Origin of the sequence: Thioalkalivibrio thiocyanodenitrificans ARhD 1 (assembly GCF_000378965.1) — a bacterium.
GTDB lineage: Bacteria > Pseudomonadota > Gammaproteobacteria > Ectothiorhodospirales > Ectothiorhodospiraceae > Thioalkalivibrio_A > Thioalkalivibrio_A thiocyanodenitrificans.
The window spans coordinates 2,109,460-2,129,139 of the sequence record NZ_KB900536.1; the positions used below are offsets into that span (position 1 = coordinate 2,109,460).

Annotated in this window: 12 protein-coding genes and 1 pseudogene; 8 read left to right on the forward strand and 5 right to left on the reverse strand. The window is 66.1% G+C overall.

Going from position 1 to position 19,680, the window contains the following annotated elements:
* The first annotated feature begins 13 nt into the window (after positions 1–13).
* The 7 genes from THITHI_RS0109975 to THITHI_RS0110005 all read left to right on the forward strand — a co-directional run bounded on the left by THITHI_RS0109975 (position 14) and on the right by THITHI_RS0110005 (position 10,914).
* Positions 14–2,248 (forward strand): CHASE2 domain-containing protein, encoded by a 2,235-nt coding sequence (locus THITHI_RS0109975; RefSeq protein ID WP_018232947.1) that lies wholly within the window; start codon positions 14–16, stop codon positions 2,246–2,248.
* 131 nt (positions 2,249–2,379) lie between these two features.
* Entirely contained in the window at positions 2,380–4,074 is a 1,695-nt protein-coding gene (locus tag THITHI_RS18825) for an FAD-dependent oxidoreductase (RefSeq protein ID WP_083908779.1), read from the forward strand.
* A gap of 68 nt (positions 4,075–4,142) precedes the next feature.
* On the forward strand, positions 4,143–5,189 hold the full coding sequence (locus tag THITHI_RS18830) for a cyclic nucleotide-binding domain-containing protein (RefSeq protein WP_018232949.1): 1,047 nt from the start codon (positions 4,143–4,145) through the stop codon (positions 5,187–5,189).
* A gap of 19 nt (positions 5,190–5,208) precedes the next feature.
* Positions 5,209–5,946 carry a hypothetical protein gene (locus tag THITHI_RS0109990; protein WP_026186239.1) on the forward strand — a complete coding sequence of 246 codons (738 nt, stop codon included), beginning with the start codon at positions 5,209–5,211 and terminating at the stop codon, positions 5,944–5,946.
* Between the two features lie 34 nt (positions 5,947–5,980).
* Complete coding sequence (locus THITHI_RS0109995) at positions 5,981–7,546, forward strand: amidase (RefSeq protein WP_018232951.1); 1,566 nt, start codon at positions 5,981–5,983, stop codon at positions 7,544–7,546.
* Positions 7,547–7,682: 136 nt separating this feature from the next.
* Positions 7,683–10,385, forward strand: coding sequence for a hypothetical protein (locus THITHI_RS0110000; protein WP_156820514.1), 2,703 nt, complete (start codon positions 7,683–7,685; stop codon positions 10,383–10,385).
* An 82-nt stretch (positions 10,386–10,467) separates the two neighbouring features.
* Positions 10,468–10,914, forward strand: a complete 447-nt coding sequence (locus THITHI_RS0110005; RefSeq protein ID WP_018232953.1) for a Crp/Fnr family transcriptional regulator — start codon at positions 10,468–10,470, stop codon at positions 10,912–10,914.
* 259 nt (positions 10,915–11,173) lie between these two features.
* Here THITHI_RS0110005 and THITHI_RS0110010 read toward each other — a convergent pair whose 3' ends face one another.
* The 4 genes from THITHI_RS0110010 to THITHI_RS19780 all read right to left on the reverse strand — a co-directional run bounded on the left by THITHI_RS0110010 (position 11,174) and on the right by THITHI_RS19780 (position 15,288).
* Positions 11,174–11,998 (reverse strand): hypothetical protein, encoded by an 825-nt coding sequence (locus tag THITHI_RS0110010; RefSeq protein ID WP_033336936.1) that lies wholly within the window; start codon positions 11,996–11,998, stop codon positions 11,174–11,176.
* Positions 11,999–12,229: 231 nt separating this feature from the next.
* Positions 12,230–12,586, reverse strand: coding sequence for an OmpA family protein (locus THITHI_RS20820; RefSeq protein WP_198005599.1), 357 nt, complete (start codon positions 12,584–12,586; stop codon positions 12,230–12,232).
* 31 nt (positions 12,587–12,617) lie between these two features.
* Positions 12,618–13,235 (reverse strand): DUF4892 domain-containing protein, encoded by a 618-nt coding sequence (locus THITHI_RS19775; protein ID WP_083908701.1) that lies wholly within the window; start codon positions 13,233–13,235, stop codon positions 12,618–12,620.
* Positions 13,236–13,398: 163 nt separating this feature from the next.
* Complete coding sequence (locus tag THITHI_RS19780) at positions 13,399–15,288, reverse strand: HD domain-containing phosphohydrolase (protein ID WP_018232957.1); 1,890 nt, start codon at positions 15,286–15,288, stop codon at positions 13,399–13,401.
* 474 nt (positions 15,289–15,762) lie between these two features.
* On the opposite strand from THITHI_RS19780, the pseudogene THITHI_RS21195 reads away from it, so the two are divergent.
* Positions 15,763–16,804, forward strand: a pseudogene (locus THITHI_RS21195) (transposase).
* 69 nt (positions 16,805–16,873) lie between these two features.
* Here the strand turns inward: THITHI_RS21195 and THITHI_RS0110030 are convergent.
* Positions 16,874–19,588, reverse strand: a complete 2,715-nt coding sequence (locus THITHI_RS0110030) for a Mur ligase family protein (protein WP_018232958.1) — start codon at positions 19,586–19,588, stop codon at positions 16,874–16,876.
* Positions 19,589–19,680: the final 92 nt, after the last annotated feature.

The window sequence follows — 19,680 nt, forward strand, 5'->3', positions numbered from 1 at the left end:
GGGGTGAGCGGGCATGACTCTCAGCCCCGCCGGGTCGCGCCGCTATGCCACGGTACTGGGCCTCCTCCTGGTGGCCGTGCTGCTGTCGGCCCGCTTCGGCGGTATTCCGGGGCTGGATGTCCCGCTCCAGCGCCTGGAGATGCTGGCCTACGACCTGCGCATGCAGGCCCACCTCCCGGGAGAGCGGGGGGAGGGGCACTCGCCCACATCCGTGGTGATCGTCGACATCGACGAGGCCTCCCTGCGCCGGGAGGGGCACTGGCCATGGCCGCGCCAACGCATCGCGGCGCTGGTCGATGCCCTGGCGGAGGCAGACGCCGCCGTGGTGGTATTCGACGTGCTCTTCGCGGAGCCGGAGCGCAATCCCGCGGCGCTGGTGACGCCGCACCTGGGCGATGACCCGCCTTCGGCGGCGCTGCGCGAGCGTCTGGAGGCCGTGGCCCCGGCGCTGGACGGCGACCGGCTGCTGGCCCGGGCCCTGCGCGAGCGCGACGTAGTGCTCGGCTATGTCTTCAACCCCGTCGATGCGGCCGCCTCGGGGGTCCTGCCCGATCCCCTGCCGCTGCACGAGCCCGACGCGGTGCAACGCCTGGCCCTGGCGCCCATGGCGGGCTACAGCGCACCCCTGCCGGGTCTCGGGCAGGCGGCGGCCGCGGCGGGATTCTTCAGCTTCCTGCCCGACGCGGACGGCGTGGTGCGCCGGGTGCCGCTGCTGGCCCGCCACGATGACCGGCTGTACGGCTCCCTGGCGGTGGAGGCGGTGCGCCGCTACCTGCTGCTCGACCAGGTGCGCCTGGAGGCGGATCCCATCGCCGGCGTGGATCACATCGAACGGGTCTGGCTGGACGATACCCTCGGGGTACCCACCGACGGCGAGGGGCGCATGCTGGTGCCCTACCGGGGCGGTTACGGCAGCTTCCCCTACCTGCCGGCCTGGGAGGTGCTCGCCGGAGAGGCGGACCCGGATGCCCTCGCGGACGCGATCGTGCTCATCGGCACCACCGCACCCGGTCTGTTCGATCTGCGGGCCACGCCGGTGGCGCCGGTCTTCCCCGGCGTGGAGGTGCACGCCAACCTGATCGCGGCGATGCTCGACAACCGTTTCCTGGTGGAGCCCCCCTGGGCCAGGGGGGCGAACCTGGTCATCGCCCTGCTGGTGGGGGTGCCGCTGGCGTTCTGGCTGCCGCGGGTCTCCGCCCCGGCGCTGTTCATGTCCACGCTGGTGGCGGCGGGGGCATTGATCCTGGGAACAGGCTGGTTGTGGAGCACACGCGGGCTGGTGCTGGACCTGGCCGCGCCGATGCTGCTCATCGCCCTGCTGGGCGCCCTCAACCTCGGCTGGGGGTTCTTCTTCGAGGCCCGCACGAAACGGCGCCTGAAGAGGATGTTCGGCCAGTACGTGCCCCCGGAACTGGTGGAGGAGATGAGCGAGCGGCCCGGGGACTTCGGCTTCGCCGGCGAGCAGCGGGAACTGAGCGTCCTGTTCTCCGATATCCGCGGCTTCACCACCCTTTCGGAGACTCTGGGGGCCGACGAACTCAAGCAGCTGCTCAACCGCTACTTCACGCCCATGACGCGCATCATCTTCGAGCACCGGGGCACCATCGACAAGTACGTCGGTGACATGGTGATGGCGTTCTGGGGCGCCCCGGTCCGCGACCCGAACCATGCCGTGCACGCCATCGAGGCAGCGCTGGCGATGCTTGCAGGGACGGAGGCCCTCAAACGGGAGTTCGTCCGTCTCGGCCTGCCGGAGATCAGCATCGGCATCGGCATCAACAGCGGCATGATGAATGTCGGCGACATGGGCTCCGAGTACCGGCGCGCCTACACGGTGCTCGGCGATGCCGTGAACCTGGCCTCCCGGCTGGAGGGAACCACCAAGTACTACGGTGTCGGGCTGGTGGTGGGCGAGCGCACCCGGGAACTGGCGGGCGAGCAGTTCGTGTGGCGGGAGCTTGACCTGGTCAGGGTCAAGGGCAAGGAGCGCCCGGTGCACGTCTACGAGCCGGTGTGCCGGCGTGACGAGGCAGGCCCGGGGCTGCTCGACGAGTTGCGCCACCACGACGCGGCGCTGGCCGCGTTCCGGGCCCGGCGCTGGGAAGAGGCCGCCGAGCGGTTCGCCGCCCTGCGCTCGGAGCACCCCGACTGCGGCCTGTACGTCCTCTACCTGGAGCGTCTGGCCGGCCTGCGTGCCGACACCCTGGCGCCTGACTGGGACGGCAGCTGGACGCGCACCGAGAAATAGGCGACCGGCTGTAAGAGGGGTGTAAGAAGGCCGGATGGATACTCGCCATGACCGCCCGCCGCAAGGCGGGCAGCGGGCCCCGGCGTTCCGGGGCATGCAATCGAACCGCCGCAGGCAGGGGGGACGGCATCATGGACAGACAGACGACTGTCATCATCGGGGGTGTGGCCGGGGGTGCCTCCTGCGCCGCCCGCCTGCGCCGCAACGACGAAAACGCACACATCATCATCCTGGAACGCGGCCCCCACGTCTCCTTCGCCAACTGCGGTCTGCCGTACTACATCGGCGGTGTCATCGAGAACGAGGACGACCTGCTGCTGGCGAGCCCCGAATTCTTCAGGCGCCGCTTCGACATCGACGTGCGCACCGGGCACGCCGTGACCGCCATCGACCGGGAGCGCAGGCAGGTGACCGTCCATCCGGCCGGCGGCGAACCCTACGAACTGGCCTACGATCACCTGGTTCTCTCCCCCGGGGCCCAGCCGATCCGCCCGCTGCTGCCGGGCATCGATCTGCCGGGGATCTTCTCCCTGCGCACGGTCCCGGACAGCAACGGGATCAAGCAATGGATCACCGGCCGCAAGGTGCGCCACGCGCTGGTGGTGGGGGGCGGCTTCATCGGTCTCGAGGTGGCAGAGAACCTGCACGCCCTGGGTATCAGGGTCACCCTCGTGGAGCGTGCGGACCAGGTGATGGCGGCCATGGATCCGGAGATGGTCCAGCCCCTGGCCACCGCCATGACCGGCGCGGGTATCGACCTTCGCCTGTGCACGGAGGTACTCGGCTTCGAGTCCGGCAGCCGGCGCGGTGCCCTGGTGGCCACCCTCTCCGGCGCGGAGAAGCTGGAGACGGACATGGTGGTCCTGGCCATCGGCGTGCGCCCGGAGAGCGGCCTCGCCCGGGACTGCGGGCTCGATCTCGGACCCCGGGGACACATCGCGGTCGATCCCGCCATGCGCACCAGCGACCCGAGGATCTACGCGGTGGGTGATGCCGTGGAGGTGACCTGCGCCCTCACCGGCCAGCCTGCGGGCGTGCCCCTGGCGGGTCCCGCCAACCGGCAGGGACGGCTGGTGGCAGACGTGATCAGCGGCAGGCAGCGCGGCTTCCGGGGTGTCCAGGGCACCGCCGTGTGCGGCGCCTTCGGCCTGACGCTCGCCGCCACCGGCGTCAACGAACGCCGCCTGCGCGACATGAACCTCCCCCACGAGGTGGTCTACGCCCACCCGAACAATCACGTGGGGTACTACCCCGGCGCCAGCACCATCAACATGAAGCTCCTCTACGATCCCACCGACGGCCAGGTGCTGGGGGCCCAGGCCGTGGGTGCCGAGGGTGTCGAGCGGCGCATCGACGTCATCGCCATGGCCATCCAGATGCGGGCCACGGTGTTTGACCTGGAGGAGGCGGAGCTGTGCTACGCGCCCCAGTACGGGGCCGCCAAGGACCCGGTGAACATGGTGGGCATGGTGGCCGCCAACGCCATGCGCGGCGATCTGACCATCACCCACTGGGACGATTTGGCCCGCGACGACGCGCTGGTCCTGGACGTGCGCACCGCCGAGGAAGTGCGCGACGACCCCATGCCCTGCGGCATGCACATCCCCCTGGATGAACTCCGGGGGCGGCTGGACGAACTGCCGCGCGACCGGGCCATCCAGGTGGTGTGCCGCGTGGGCGTGCGCGCCTACAACGCCATCCGTCTGCTGAGCCAGCACGGTTACCGGGCGAGCCTGCTTTCCGGAGGCGTGTCCACCTGGCTGCACTTCAACCCGCCGGTCTGCAACGACGCGCAGGACATGCAGGGAACGGGCGCCACCGGCTGACCGGGGCTAACGACCACACCCGGCGGCACACACCGGCGGGGCACGAACACCACAGGAGGGATACCCACATGAACAGGGCGCCGCTCATCTCATCGGAGCTGTTCGACTATCTGCGCAACCTGGCCATCGAGCCCTACACCAAGCTCAGCGATCTGGCCCGCGATCGCCTCGGTGACGAGGTGCGGGTCATCCCGCTGCTGGCCGGGGAGAATCTGGTGACCCGCAAGCCCGGGCAGCGGGTGACCGTCCTCTCCGGAACGGTGGAACTGGATGCCGAGGACGGTCCGCTGGATCTCGCCGGAACCCGGGAGCGCATGGTGCAGACAGGCGCGGACGGGACCTCCCTGCGCGCCCTTGAGAATGCCGTGGTCCTGCTCGCCGACGCGGAGTTCCTGGACACCCTGGCCTCCTGGGCGGAACTGGCCGCCTACGCCAAGCAGTCGGGCGGCGAAGCGCTGGTCCAGCGGCTGCTCTCGGTCATGCACACCAACGCCTTCAAGCAGCTCCCCCTCGAACATGTCACCCAGGCCCTCAGGCAGATGGTCTCGCGCAGGGTCAGCGCTGGCGAGGTGATCGTCAACCAGGGCGAACGGGGCGACGCCTTCTACCTCATCTGGTCCGGCCGGGCCGAGGTCTGGCAGGAGGACCCGTTCGAGGGCGACCTGAAGCTCGTTGACACCATGGGCCATGGCGACACCTTCGGCGACGAGGCCCTGGTGACCGGCGGCACGCGCAATGCCACGGTCAAGATGATCGAGGACGGCGAACTGCTGGTGCTCGCGGAGCAGGACTTCCGGGAACTCATGTCCCGCCCCATGATCGAGGAGATCCCGCCCGGCAGCGTGCCGGGCATGATCGACGATGACTGGAAGGTGGTGGACGTACGCTACATGGAGGAATTCGAGGACGGCCACATCCCCGAGGCCATTCACCTGCCGCTCCACGAGCTGCGCCAGCGCGCCGATGGCATGCTCGATCGGAACGATCGCTTCATCACCGTGTGCCTCAGCGGCAAGCGCAGCGCCGTGGCCGCCTTCCTGCTCAAGCAACGCGGCTACAACGTGGTGTCGATGAAGGGCGGCATGTCGGCCTGGCAGGGCGAGGCGGTCACCTGATTGCGGGAGGTATCCGGTCATGAGCCGTATCCTTGCACCCTTGCCGTGCGTGCTGTTCGCCTGGCTGATGAACGCCGCCCTGGCGGGCCCGCTGTCGGCCAACTCCAGCGTGCTCGCCACCGACCCGCATTACACAGAACTGGGCTTTTTTGACATCCACCTTTGCAACTGGCCCGAGCGCCCCGAGTACTTCAAGGTGCTGTTCTCGACCGAGCACTTCGAGGACGTCGTCTCCATGGACGTCTACATGCCGGACGGCACCGCGCTGGTCAGCCTGGACAAGGACAGATTCATCCCGCTGCGGCGGGAGGGTCGGCCCGAGAGGCGGGTTTTCATGCTCGACATCGACGTGCCCCCGTCGGCCTCGGTCGGCTGGTACCGCATCCGGGTCCGGACACGCAGCGGAAGCACGGCCGAGGGCCGGGACTTCGTCACCCTTTCCCGGCTGGAGCGCGTCAGCATGCCCGATCCGCCCCGGGATGCCGAGGACATCACCATGCCCGAGGCCCTGTCCTGGGCGCCGGTGCCCGGCGCACGCTACTACCAGGCCTACCTGCGTGATGCCTGGACCGATCAGCGGATCTTCAGTACCGCCCTGCTGGACGAACCCAGGGCGGAGCTGCCCGGCGATCTGCTGGAGCCCGGCGGTTACTATTACTGGACCGTCCACGCCCGGGACACCAACGAGCATATTCTGCTGGGGGACTTCTCCATGGGCTCCATGAGCGAGCGTTTCTACTTCTCGGTGGCCCGTTGATGGCGGCCGTGGCCGGCCGAATCGGAGCCGACCCGTGACACACCGTGTCCTGCTCGCCTGCCTGACCCTGATACTGGCCGCCCCGATTGCCTGGGCCACGGGCGACGAGGGCGGTGCGCAGTTCAATGTCGTCGAGATGACCATTGGCGAGGCCCGCGAGGGTCTGCGCTCGGGCCGGTTCAGCTGCCGGCAGCTGACCGCCCGCCACCTGGCCCGGATCTCGGCATACGATCAGGCCGGCGGCCTGAATGCCATCGCGCACATCAACCCGAACGCCATGCGCCGGGCCGACACGCTGGACAGGGCCTGGCGCGACCGGGGGGAGATGGCGCCGCTGCATTGCATGCCCGTGATTCTGAAGGACAACATGCATACGGCCGACATGCCCACGGAGGCCGGGGCAATCGCCCTGCAGGGCTTCGTTGCGGCCGAGGACGCGTTCATCGTGAAGCGCTTGCGTGAAGCAGGGGCGATCGTGGTAGCCAAGTCCAACATGGGGGAATGGGCCTTCAGCCCCTTTCACACCATCAGCTCGACACGTGGCGAGACCCGCAACGCCTACGATTCGGAACGGGTCCCCGCGGGCAGCAGCGGGGGCACGGCGTCCGCCATCGCCGCCGCTTTCGGCATCATCGGCCTGGGCACGGACACGGGCAATTCCATTCGCGGTCCGGCTGCCCACCTGGCCCTGGTCGGACTGCGTCCGACGCTGGGCGCAACCAGCCGTCACGGCATCGTGCCCCTGTTGCTCAACCGTGATATCGCGGGCCCCATGACGCGCACCGTGGAGGATGCAGCGATCACCTTCAGCGTGATCGCCGGCCATGATCCCGCCGATCCGCTCACAGAGCGGGGGAAGGAGAGGCTCAGGGAGGACTATCGGGCCTATCTGGACACCGGTGGCCTGTCGGGGGCGCGCCTGGGGGTGATGCGCGAACTGTACCAGACGGCCGATGCCGACCCGGAAGTGATGCGCATCATGGAGCAGGCCCTGCATGACCTGCGGGACGCCGGTGCCGTTCTGGTGGATCCGTTCGAGGTGTTCGACTTCGAGATGCTGCGCAACGCGACGGGCTTTTGCAGCCGCTTCCGCTTCGATCTCGCCAATCATCTGCGGGACCTCGGCGACGCGGCGCCGGTGCGCACCCTGGACGAAATCGTCTCGGCAGGACGCTACCTGGCGCACAACGAACGCTCCATCGCGTGGGCGATGGCGGTTGACGTGCCGCCCCATGAGATGCAGCCCCCGTGTGTGGATGTGGACGGCGACCCCCGCCGCAGGGCGCTGCTGGATGCCGTGCTGGGGGCCATGGACGAGCAGTGGGTCGATGCCGTCATCTATCCGACATGGAGCAACCCGCCGCGCCGAATCGGCGATCTCGACAGTCCCCACGGCAACAACAGCCCCGTGATCGCGCCGCATACGGGTCAGCCGGCCATCACCGTGCCCATGGGGTTCACCGCGTCGGGCCTGCCGCTCGGCCTGCAGTTTCTCGCCCGGCCGTTCGACGAGCATGTACTGTTTCGGCTGGCGTACGCCTATGAACAGCACACGCAACATCGCCGCCCGCCGGCCCGCTTCGGAGCACTGTCGCCATAGGTATGCAAGGGGTTCATGAGCCCGCCCGAACGACGGTGGCCTGCGAGGGTGAGGCGCAGGCGGGCACTGCCGCGGCACGGGGGAACGCCGCAACCATCCGGCCCCGTCCAGCCATGCCCGTGGCGCGAACCCCTCTGTGCTGAATCGCCTGTCAGCGATGCTGCTGATCCGCCCCGGGGAAGGGGCGCAGGTCGGCTATTTCTTCGCGCTGTTCGTCACGATCGGTGTGGGCATGGCCCTGGGGAGGGGCACCACCGATGCGCTTTTCTTCAAGCGCTACGGGATCGAGTACCTGCCGGTCATGTACGTCCTGGTCAGCGTGCTCCTCGCGGGCGTCGCCCTGATCTACGCCGCCTTTGTCGACCTGATCCCGTCGGAGCGCTTCTTCAGGATTCTGCTCGGCACCCTCGCCGGCCTGCTGGCGCTCAACTGGGCCGCCATCACGTTCGGGGGTTCCGACCTGGTCTATCCGGCGTACTTCCTGCTCTACGAGGTCGCATCCGAACTGTTGCTGATCCACGGTGCGCTCTATCTCGGACAGAATCTGGTCCAGACCCAGTCGAAGCGGCTCATCCCCGTGATCCTCGCGGGACACACGATCGGCGTGATCGCCGGCGGACTGTTTCTCGCCTTCGCCTCAAGGGCACTGGGTGTGCAGAATGTCCTGCTGGTCTGGGCGGCGCTGCTCGGGACGAGCTTCGCGCTGCTGACGCTGTGGCATCGGCGACGGGGCGTCTCGCCCTACTTCCGCGCCCCCCGCAAGGAACGCTCGAGACTCAGGCAGTCGGTGACTCAGGTCCGCCAGGGGGTCCGACTGCTCGGGGCCTCGCCCCTGCTCAAGTGGGCTTCTGTGGGACTCTTCTTCATGGTCATCTCGGTCTACGTGCTCAGCTACTCGGTCAACCGGGTCTATACCCACAGCTTCGAGACCGAGGAATCGCTGAGCGCCTTCTTCGGGATACTCACCGCGGTGACCAGCACGATCGCGCTGCTCCTGCAGGTCTTCGTCACCAACCGGGTGATCCGCCGTTTCGGCGTCAGGTCCGTCAACCTCGTGTTTCCCGCCACCAGCCTGTTGAGCTTCACCGCGCTGTTTGCCAGCTTCAGTCTGCCGGCGGCTATTCTCGGAAGCTTCAACAAGGATGCACTGATGCCGGCGTTTCGAAACCCGGTGCACAATGTTTTCATGGCGGCGCTGCCGGGCCAGCTTCAGGGGCGGGCCCGGGCCATGTCGCTCGTCATCGTGATGCCGCTGGCGCTGCTGGTGGCCGGCCTGTTCCTGTGGGCAGCCCAGCCGCTGGACAGCACGCGCTATCTGGCACTCCTCGGCATCATTGCCGCCGCCGGTTTTCTGTTCTTCAGCCACCGGATGAACGCCGCCTATATTCGCGAGATCGTGCAGAACCTCCGCGAGCGTCTCTTCCTGCCCGAACAGCAGATCCGCGACCTCGCCCGCAGCGGGGACGGGCAGGCCGTCCGCGACATTGAGCGGGGCGTGATGCACGACAATGACGAGATCAGCCTGGCCTATGCGCGTGTCCTTCTGCGCTCGGCACCGGAACGCGCCACCGAGGTGCTGCCACGGCGCCTTGAAACGGCCGGACGTGCGACCCGGGACCAGTTCATCCGCATGCTGCGGCCACTGGAATCCACGCATCTCCGGGACCGGTTGCGGGTGCACCTCGGCAGCGGGGACGTGCGCCTCGATGCCACCCTGCTGTTCGCCCTGTTCGAGGTGTGCGACCCGCAGGCGCGCTCCAGCGTACTCCGACTGCTCGAACGCCACGAGCCGCGCCTGCGGGCAGCGGGCATCTACGGCGCACTGCACTACCCGGTGCCGGAACTGGAGCAGGCGGCGCTGGATGCCTGGCTGGAACTGCTGCGCGACCCGTCCCCCCAGCTGACATTGACGGGTGTCGAACTGCTGCTGCCCGAACTGCAGGACTTTCACAGCCGTGAACCCCTGTACGGCGGCAGCCGCGATGCGCTGATGCGCCTGCTGGGGTGCGAGGACACCCGTTTCGTGCGGGCCGCCCTAAAGGCGCTTCGCAACCGGCCCGCCGGGCCGGATGCCACATGGTTCACCGATCCGGTGGTATCGCTTCATGCCCATCCGGACCCGTCGATCCGCGAGGCCTGTCTGCGCTGCGTCCACCTGCTGCCGCCGGACATGCGGCAACAGGTGCTGATCGCGGGGGTTCAGGACGCTCATCCCCGTGTACGGGTCACGGCCGTCCGGGTCATGGCCGAACCTCACCAGGACCCGGTCGACTTCCTGTGCCGCTGTCTCACCGGTCAGGACATGAGCTCACCCCGGGCCCAGGAGGCCATGATTACCCGCCTCATCGAGATCGGTGCTCCGCCCGACGTCATGCTCGAGGTCAGCCTTGCCAGGGCGGCGGATGCCCGCAGGATGCGCGGAGCCAGGGCGACACTTCGCCGGGCAGCCCCCGGTCTCGCCGCCGGGCTGCGATTGCTGGATCACGTACTGGAGGAGCGCATGCATCAGTTCATCGATCTGGCGCTTCTCGCCCTGCAAGCCTCGGCGGACGATCAGGAGATCGCGGCCCTGCGCGCGGGGCTGCAAAGCAAGGACCCGCGCCAGTTCGCCGACGCGTGTGAACTGCTGGCCAACATCAGCCACCAGGGGCTCGCGCGCTCACTGCTTTCGTTGCTCGAAGACGACGGTGACGGCGGCCGCGATCCGCTCACGTTCGACTCTCTGGAGGCCCTGTTTCAGTGGGGTCTGCAGCGCACGGACCCCTGGCTGCGCGAGTGCGTGACACATTGCGAGCGGACAGCCCGGACCGGAGCGGACAGACCGATGGCCGTCCTCTGATGAACGGCCGGCACGGTGGGGCCGGCAACCGCCCCTGCACCCCGCGCAATCAACCCATGCCTGACCGGAGGACCCGCAACGCATGACCGCCGATCTGTTCGAACGCATCCTCCTGCTCAAGCAATCGCCGATCTTCGATCAGCTACCCACCGAAGACCTTGGGGTGGTCGCCCGGCATCTTGAGGAGGAAAGGTACTTCAGTGGCGACCGGGTGTTCGACCTGGGGGAACACGGTGACCGGGTGTACTTCCTGCTGTCCGGACGGATCGGCGTCTATCTGCGCCCCACCCGGGCGGCGGAGGAGTTTCTCACCGAACTCGGACCCGGCGAGTGTTTCGGCGAGATGAACCTGCTGGACGGGCTGCCGCGTTCCGCCACCGCACATGTCCTGGACGACTCGGTGGTGCTCTCCCTGGAGAAGTCAAAGCTCCGGGGCCTGATCATCAATTACCCGGAGCTGAGCCTGGGCATGCTCAAGAGCCTGAGTCTGCGTCTGAGGAAGGCCAACCTGCGGTCGCGCGACATCTGACTCCGAGATTGGCGGCGCTGCGGGAGATATGGCGTTTCCCCGCAGCCGCCGTCCTTGTTGTTCACCGCCGCAGCCGCCCCGACCGATCATTGACCACTCCGTCCCGCCTGCCGGCGACGCACGCCGGCCATCCGCGTGTCAAACCAGCCCGCAGCACTGCGCAAGGCGGCACCCCTGCCGCGCACATGATCATCGGAATAAAAAAGGCGCCCCGAAGGGCGCCTTCCACAGACCATCAGGAACTCAACACGGCTGCAGATCAGTTCCCCGTGACCGGTGTGCCGTTGATGGACGCCGAGAGCAATTCGATATCCTCCTCGTCGTCCATCGACATGATCTGAAGGCCGTTGCCGACACCGATCCACGTGGTGCCCCTGATGGTGTTCGCCACCGGGAACCCGACCACCTGGATCGTCATCGTCTCGTCGAAGCGGCAGGTGTCGAAGGTGCCCGCCTCGACCGTGATGGTTTCACGGCCCACATAGGTGGTTCCCGTCTGGACCTCGGACTTGATCACCATGAGCTCGGTCATCGAGGCGGTATCCGTGTAGGTCACGGTACTGGTATAGCTGTGCGAATAGCTCTGCCCGGCCGACAGGTCGAAGCGCTCCAGCGCATAGGGGTCATTCACCACGGTGGTCACGAAGTCGCCCAGGGTCATTTCCGCACCGTAGGTCAGCCCCGCGGATCCGTTCTGGATGCGCATGAAGTGATCCGCAGTGAATTCTTCATCGCCCGTCACGGCCACGGACACCCGGGTGACGGACTGCCCGTTGAAGAAGTCGTCGCCCATGACGGTCGCGGTGGAGGTCAGCACGGTCGTCCCCTCATCGTCGACCGTCCTGGTCGTGGTCTGGAACATGGTGCCCGCGGCAAGGAGTTGCGGATTGAGGCAATCCAGCGCCGAGCCCGACGCGCCGGTGCCCGGATCAGTTCCCGGATCAGCGCCGGTGCCGGGGTCTGTGCCGGGATCTGTGCCCGTGCCGGTTCCGGCGTCTGCCGTCGGATTGCTGCCGGACGAACCCCCTCCGCACCCCGCCAGCAGCAGGGCGCCGATCATGACAACAAACATCAACTGTTTCATCGCTTCCTCCAAGTGAACTCCGATGCTAGCCAGCCCCTGGGCTTGCCGGTTCGCAACCGTGGTCAGGCTGATTGAGTGAAGGCGCGAAATCCGTCCCGGCCCGCGAACCAGTGTCCCGGAGCAGGTCTTACAGCCCTCTTACACCCCTCTGCCCATCACACCCGATGCTGGCTTCATTGCCGCCGACCGGTTCATGGACAGGCGCCTGACGAACGGCCCCCCGTGGATCGCTCAGCGGGCCACCAGTTCCACCCGGCGATTCTCCGCGCGCCCCGCTTCGGTGGCGTTGCTGGCGACGGGCGCCAGAGGGCCGACGCCGGCGGGGACCAACCGCGTGGCCTCGATACCGTGGCGACTCACCAGTGCCTGGACCACGGCTTCGGCACGGCGCCGTGAGAGATCGAGATTGGTCTCGTACGCACCCACCGAGTCCGTGTGGCCGACGACATAGATCTCCAGTTCCGGATTGTCCCCGAGAAGCCGGGCCATCTCCGCGATCGCCGCATCCGATTCGGCGGTCAGGGTCGCTGCGGCAAACTCGAAGTACACATTGTCGAGCCTGACGCTGCCGGTTTCGCCGATGCTCACGGCCATCGCCGCCGCATCCACCATGCGCTCTTCACATCTCTTCGAGTTCGATGATGTCCAGGTGCACGGCCACGCGGCGCTTGTCCTGGCGCAGGAAGGTGTGGTCGGCCTCGGCCAGGAAGAGTCCCACGAACATCCTCCCGTCAGCGCTGCGTGCCGCCAGATATCTCCGGTCCGACACGCCGAGCATGAACGCGGAATAGGCATGCTGGCCCGGCTGGCCAATCTGGCGATGAGAGGGGTAGATCAGTCGTCCCATGCCATCGCCGCCCCTTCCGCCACAGGCGTCTCCGGCACAGGAGAACGCGACCTCGAAGCCGCGCTCGGTCAGCGATCGTTCATAGTTCCTGAAGACCTCGAGGGCGCTCCTGCCGGGCGGGATCAGGTACATCAGGCGCGTGCTTCGGCCCTCCAGCGCCTCCGAGCGCTCCGCCGCCCACGACCCGTCGCGCTGGACAGCCGGCCCGGTGGGCAGTTGCAGGTCGTCGTAGGCGCGCGCCACATGGGCGATCAGGCAGGCATCCGCATAGCGCGGCACCGCGGGATGATCCCCCCCCTCCACGTCCTTGCAGTCCTGCGCCACGGCGGGACCCAGTAAACACACCGCAAGAACGAATCCTGCGGACGAAAGCCAATGACGTGATCTCATGACCGATGCCCCTGATGATGCAAACAGCCTCCTGTATAGGGGATCGGGTCTTACATGCTTCTTACCGGCCACTCAGGAGCTGCGTCGGGGGCCATCCACCCGGCCGGGGAGGCGAATGCGGACCCCGTGCGGCCCCCGAGGTTTCGTGCAACCGGTCACGACGTCAGACATGCCTGAACCGCTCGTAGACGGGCATGATCCTGGTCAGGGAGTCCAGCATGGCACGCACCACCCTCGGATCGAACTGCGTGCCCGCGTGCTCCCTCAGCCAGGCCAGGGCCCGCTCCACCGGCCAGGCCTCCTTGTAGGGTCTGCGCGACGTGAGCGCGTCGAAGACATCGGCCACCGCCACGATCCGCGCAGACAGGGGGATCTGATCACCCTGCAATCCACGGGGATAGCCCCGGCCATCGAAACGCTCATGGTGCCCCTCGGCAATCTCAATGGCGGTCTGGAACACGCGGAATCCCACCTTCTGCAGCTGCTTTTCGCACTCCCGCAGGACCTCGCCCCCGATCATGGGATGGCGGTTCATGAGACCGCGTTCGTCGTCGCTCAGCTTCCCCTCCTTGAGCAGCACATGGTCCGGAATACCCACCTTCCCGATATCATGCATGGGCGCAAAGCGATACACGTCCCGCGTGAACTGTGGCGTAACGGTGTCCCTGAGCTCGGGATCCTCTCCCAGCCGTTCGGCGATGATGGTGGCGTAAAGGCGCATGCGGGTCAGGTGATCGCCGGTTTCCGGGTCGCGGTGCTCCGCCAGTTTCGCCAGGCCCTCCACGGCACTGATCACCAGATTCTCCATGAGGACTGTCTTGCGCAGCGCGCTGCTGATCAGACCGGCCAGATTCGTCATCAATGACAGGTGCGACAACAGGTAGGCGTTGCTGCGCTGGCACGCGAGCACGAGTGCGCCGGCGTTTCCATGCTCGCCCCGGATCGGGAGGATCAGGGCCGAATGAAGTTCCTGTTCGTACAGCATTTCCTCCAACTGAAGGGGCTCGGACGGCGTGATCACGTCGCCCATCTCGGGAATGCGCAGGGGACGATCCTCGCTCAGGGCAATACGCAGTTGCCCGTCCTGAATCGTGAACCACCGGACTGCAGGCCGAACGGCCCGGCCGCGGTACGCGGCATGCTCCAGGGTCGCCGCAGCCCCATCCGGACTCGCCAGAATCAGTCCGGCCCAGTCCATGGGAACGAGCGTTTCCAGGTCGGGCCATATAATGGTCAGCATGCGTTCGGGGTCCTCCGCCTGCTGAATCCTGTCGATCAGCATGAAGAGGGCATGCAGCCGATCGGAGAGGTTATTGAAGGACTCGGCCATGAGGCCGATCTCGTTGCGCCCGGGAACGGGCAACCGATGACCGAAATGCCCCTGGGCCACCAGTTTGAAACCCTCGGAAGTCTGCTTGAGCGGCCGCAGGACACGGGATTGCAGCCACCAGACCGCCACGAGCATGATCAACAGCGCCGTAACGGACGATATGCGAATCATGCGCTGATGGGCCGACATGCCCGCCAAGGCGGCTTCTTCCAGAGCCCGATGCAGCGCCCGCGTGGCGGCCTCCAGACCGTCCCCATGGTCGATGATGTATTCCACGGCCCATTCGAGCCGGGGGGTCTCGGGATCATCCCCGAGCGCGCTGACGAGCCCCTCGCGGAATCGGGACCAGCTCCGGCCTGCCTCCACCACTGCGTGATGGCGACCGGCATGAACACCGAGCGGTTTCTCGGGCACGGGACCACCGGCACCGAGGTGGCTGTCAAAGGTGTCCATGTGGCGCAGCAGATCCTGGTAGTACAGCCGCACATCCCTGTAGTAGGTGGGATAGTCGCGCGCCGGCGTGGTCAGGTAATCAAGCGCCTGCTGGCGCATCAGATTGGTTGCCAGCTGCAGATTGGCCGTGGCCGCCACGAGCACTTGTTCCTGCCGGCGTTTTTCAGCTGAGTCCAGCGCGTAGACGGATGCGCCCGCAAACACCGCCAGAAGACAGATCAGCAACAGGGTGAGCTGAAAACGGATACTTTGAAGATACTCTTGGCGCACGGATGCCCTCTCCCGACCGGTCCTGTCTCTCATCAATACGCACGGTAGCGGCCGTCGGTTGCACCTGGGTCCATCCCGATCAGACGGATCCAGCAGGTGCGCCGGATTTGCGCAACTGAACCGTGCACGACGAAGGGGATCCACCGCGACCGGCCATGTTCAGGGAATAAGTGGCCGGCCCACGGATCCGAGAGCGGCCGGCAGACAGGCACCCGGGCCCTAGCCGCCGGGATGCGGATGGACTCGCCTTGACAGTGTCACGCAGGGGCCCGAATAATCCGGAGTCATCGATTTTGCCGTCACAGGCGACCTGTGGCCGCCCCGAACAGGCAGTCCCCTGATGAGTGAGCCCCCTCAGACCCGAATGGCACTTACTTAAGCACAACTGATTGAGCGATAAAGCAAAAAGGCTGACCCAAGGTGATAAGGTGTGAGCTGCGAAACACACCACCCATCGCCGAGGAGTCAGCCTTGATGCATCCTACCCGCCGTGCCTGTGCGCATCAACAGCGACGCGTTCGCCGCTGTGCCACCCATACCGATTCCTACCAGTTCTTCAACCTGCTCACCAGCCCGGACCTGCTGGAACCGCTGGAATCTCTGCTGCCTGATCATCGGGAGCGTCTGTTTCCACCGACCGAGACCTTGTCGATGTTTCTGGCCCAGGCGTAGCACACACACACCGGGGCATATTGCCGAGCCCGCCAGCGCCTGCCCTTGGAGATGTTGGGCACGCTGACCCGCCATGCCGGGCAGTGGGTGAGCGAGCGTGTGCCGGCCACATGGCTCTGGCAAGGGCGTGCGGTGCGCCTGGTGGATGGCACCACCGTAACGATGCCCGACACCCCGGCCAATCAGGCCGCGTATCCGCAACCGCGCAGCCAACAACCCGGTCTGGGATTCCCGCTGTGCCGGCTGGTGGGCCTCGTGTGCCTGGGCAGCGGCGCGCTCCTCAATGCGGCCATCGGGCCGTATCACGGCAAAGGCGGCGATGGACAGGCCCTGCTGCGCACGCTTGTGGATACGCTGCAATCCGGGGACCTGCTATTGGGCGACGCGTACTACGCCACCTATTTCCTATTGTGCGACCTGCAGGAACGGGGTGTGGATGCAGTGTTCGAACAACAGGGCGCACGCCGTCGCAGCACGGATTTTCGCCGCGGCCATCGGCTCGGCCAGTACGATCATCCGATCACCATCACCAAACCGAAGATCAAGCCCGACTGGATGGCTCAGGCCGCCGTGTTCGCGAACTCTCTGGCCCGCGAACTGAGCTTCAAGCACACCCTCCAGATCTGGGTGATTTGGCGTCAACGAGGCATGGAAACCGATCATGACGACGCGCTCTCTGCCCTGTTCGTGCTGATCGCCCAGCAGCGCGTCGGAGATCGCCCCCGGACGTATCGAGCCAAGGGCCGTCAAACGACGACCAGAACCCTATCCTCTACTCACGAAACCAAGACTTCTGGCGAGAGAGAAAATCCAGATTCATGGGCATCCCAAGAAGCTTAAGTAAGTGCCATTCGGTTCCGACCCCATTTCAAGCCGATCGACCTGCTGGAGCGCAAAGCGTTCCGCTCAAGGATCAGACTGGAACCGAAGTCGCCTCGGCGGCACGCTCCTGAATCTTTCTGCGCATCATTGGAGCCGTCTTGCCGCCAAGCAGCACAACCAGATCCCCAGGGCAGGCACAATCAAGGGCCTCGGTCACTGCCTGCTCCATGTCGTGCAACGTGGAGATTCCATCTTCGGGAATACCTTCCTCCAGGAGCGTGTCGCGGAGCAGTTCCGGTACCCCGGTCGACTGCCCCCGAACGCAGCAGACATACCGATCAAAGTGCTCGGCGGCCGCAGCGCGTGCAAACTCCCGAATCTCTTCGTCAGATCGGCTGCGGGAAGTAGTCAGCAACATGATCCGTCGTTTCGGTCGCGATAACGCCCTCAAGGCCCCGCAAAGCACGCGCATCCCGTCTGCGTTGTGGGCATAATCAATGACAACGCGGAAAGACAGCGTGTCGTCCACATTAAAACGGGCAGGATTGAACTCGTAGCTTGCCTGGAAACGCTCAAGGCCGACGCGAATCGCATCGTTCGGGACGCCCAGCGCCCACGCGGCCGCAACAGCAAACATCGCATTGTCCACATTGAAAGCCACCCGGCCCCCGAGCGTGGCTGCAACGTGGTTTGCCGGCATGGAAAAGGCCCGGGTTCCGCCGTGGCAGGCGAGGATTTGCGCGTCTTCTCCCGAGCCCTCCGTCACAACCACGCGCCCTCCGGCGGCCCGGTGGGCCGTGACGGTGGGATTATCAGTATGGCGACTGACCAGAATCACGCTTCCTGGCGGCCGTCCCGCACCCGTTGCAAGCACGCGATGATCGTCCGCGTTCAGTACCACAGTACCGGTTGTACGCCGGATCACATCCCCCTTTACTGCCGCCATCTGGTCAAGCGTATACACTCCGTCCAGCCCCAGATGGTCGGATGCCACATTCAGGAAGACGCCGACGTCACACGAATCAAACCCGGCCCCTAGCTTGATCAACCCTCCGCGGGCCGTTTCCAGCACAGCCACCTCGGTTCGCGCGTCGGCCAGAACCAAGGCGGCCCCCGTCACTCCCGCGACATCGCCATCACGAAGCTGTTCATCATTCACCAGGGCGCCCGTGGTGGTAGCCATCCCCACATAACGGAAACTTTGACGAAGAATATGACCGATCATGCGGCTGGTCGTGGTCTTGCCATTGGTGCCCGTGACCGCCACCAGGGGAATCCTCGCCGAAGCCTCCCGAGGCAGGATCGCATCCACCAGTTGGCGACCCACGTCGCAACCGGGTCCCAGATGTGGATGGGTGTGGATCTCAAGATCGGGGTCCGGCAACACATCGAGCACCACGGCGTTGGGCGCTTCCGCAGGGCCGGTCAGTTCGCTGACCGCCATGTCGACTCCGGCCAATTCATTGAGCGAAAAACACCCCACCGCGCGCTCCGCAAGGCCCTTCAGGGCTTCTCCGGTAAGCTCCGTCACGTCACGGCAAAGCCCGCCGTTGTAATAAGTCCCCTCCGCACGCAGGTTGATACGGTATCCCGAGGCGGGAACTGAGTCGCGACCGAGGCCCGCCAATGACAGCCGAAGGTCCACGTCCAAGTCTCCGCTCGCCATTTTTTTCCATGCGGATCGCACAACGCCTGTGTGATCCGCATTTGCTTGCCGGGCGATCAACTGGTCAACTGTCGTCACACCGTCCCCTACAATGACGGGGGGCTCATGCAGCACAACGGATCGCACGCGCCCCGCGATGACGAGAAAACGACACCGCATTCCAGAGCAATACCTTTCCACCCAAATCTTACGCGCAGGTCCGGCAGCTGCTTCAAAGACCGCGAGCACCTGCTCTCTGCTTGCCAGGGGGCCGAACATCCGGCGCTTCGGATGTCGATAAGAGAACTCCTCCCGGAGCTGGTACTGGACAGTCACGGGATACCCGAGTCGCTCGGCGCCTCGCACCGCGCGGGCGGCCGAGTTCTTATTGGGAAAATCAAGATCCTGCGCCGGAACAGGGACGCCTGCCTCCATCAGCCGGGAGACCACTGAAGCACGGTCAGTGATTCCCGCCAACACTTGAAGATCGGGCATCTTAGGCATCGGGCCACTGAACAGGCGACTCCGCGCACCGTAGCCCATCTGCAGCAGTCCGAAGCGTATCACGCGGCCTTCGGGGGCTTCGGCGAAGGGCTCCTGGTCGAGCCACCGGGCGGGCAGCCCGCGAGCACGGGCTGCCCCCATAAGAAGGCGCGAATTGGGATCAACAGCCCGCGGACACGCGAAGACCAGGTACTCCTCCAGTGCGGACTGCCGCCCCTCCAGGCTGTCTCCATCGAGAATCAGCCCCAGCAGGTCCGCGGCCAGTTCCCCCGCGGCAAGGCAACTGGCCGGCTCTTCGCAGTCGATCGCCACTGCGCACCCGTCTCCCTCAGGCAACTCTTCAACCCCAACCCATCGGGCCTGATGCCCGGCATGGGCGAGCAGCGCGTGAAGGAGCCGAACGTATAGACGCACGACACGTGGTACGTCGTCGGCGAACCGCGTTTCAGGATCCGCGACTGACTGAACGCCAAGGCGACTCAACCCGCCCAGGAGCAGATCTTCTCCGCAGTCGGCGCGGGCATTGGAAACGGCGAGCGCAAACCACGCGACCGTCGGCGGGCCAAAACGTGAATATCCGGTATAGATCCGAGTACCTTGGATGAAGATCACGGTGGAAACCCTGTTCGCGAAAACCACATCGGGATAGTGCTCCAACAGTCATCGGGGACCTTTCCGGGAGTCCGCGCCCCCGCACCGGCAGGAGAGACGGCTTATGCGGCCAAGGTGACAAAGTCACCCCCTCCACG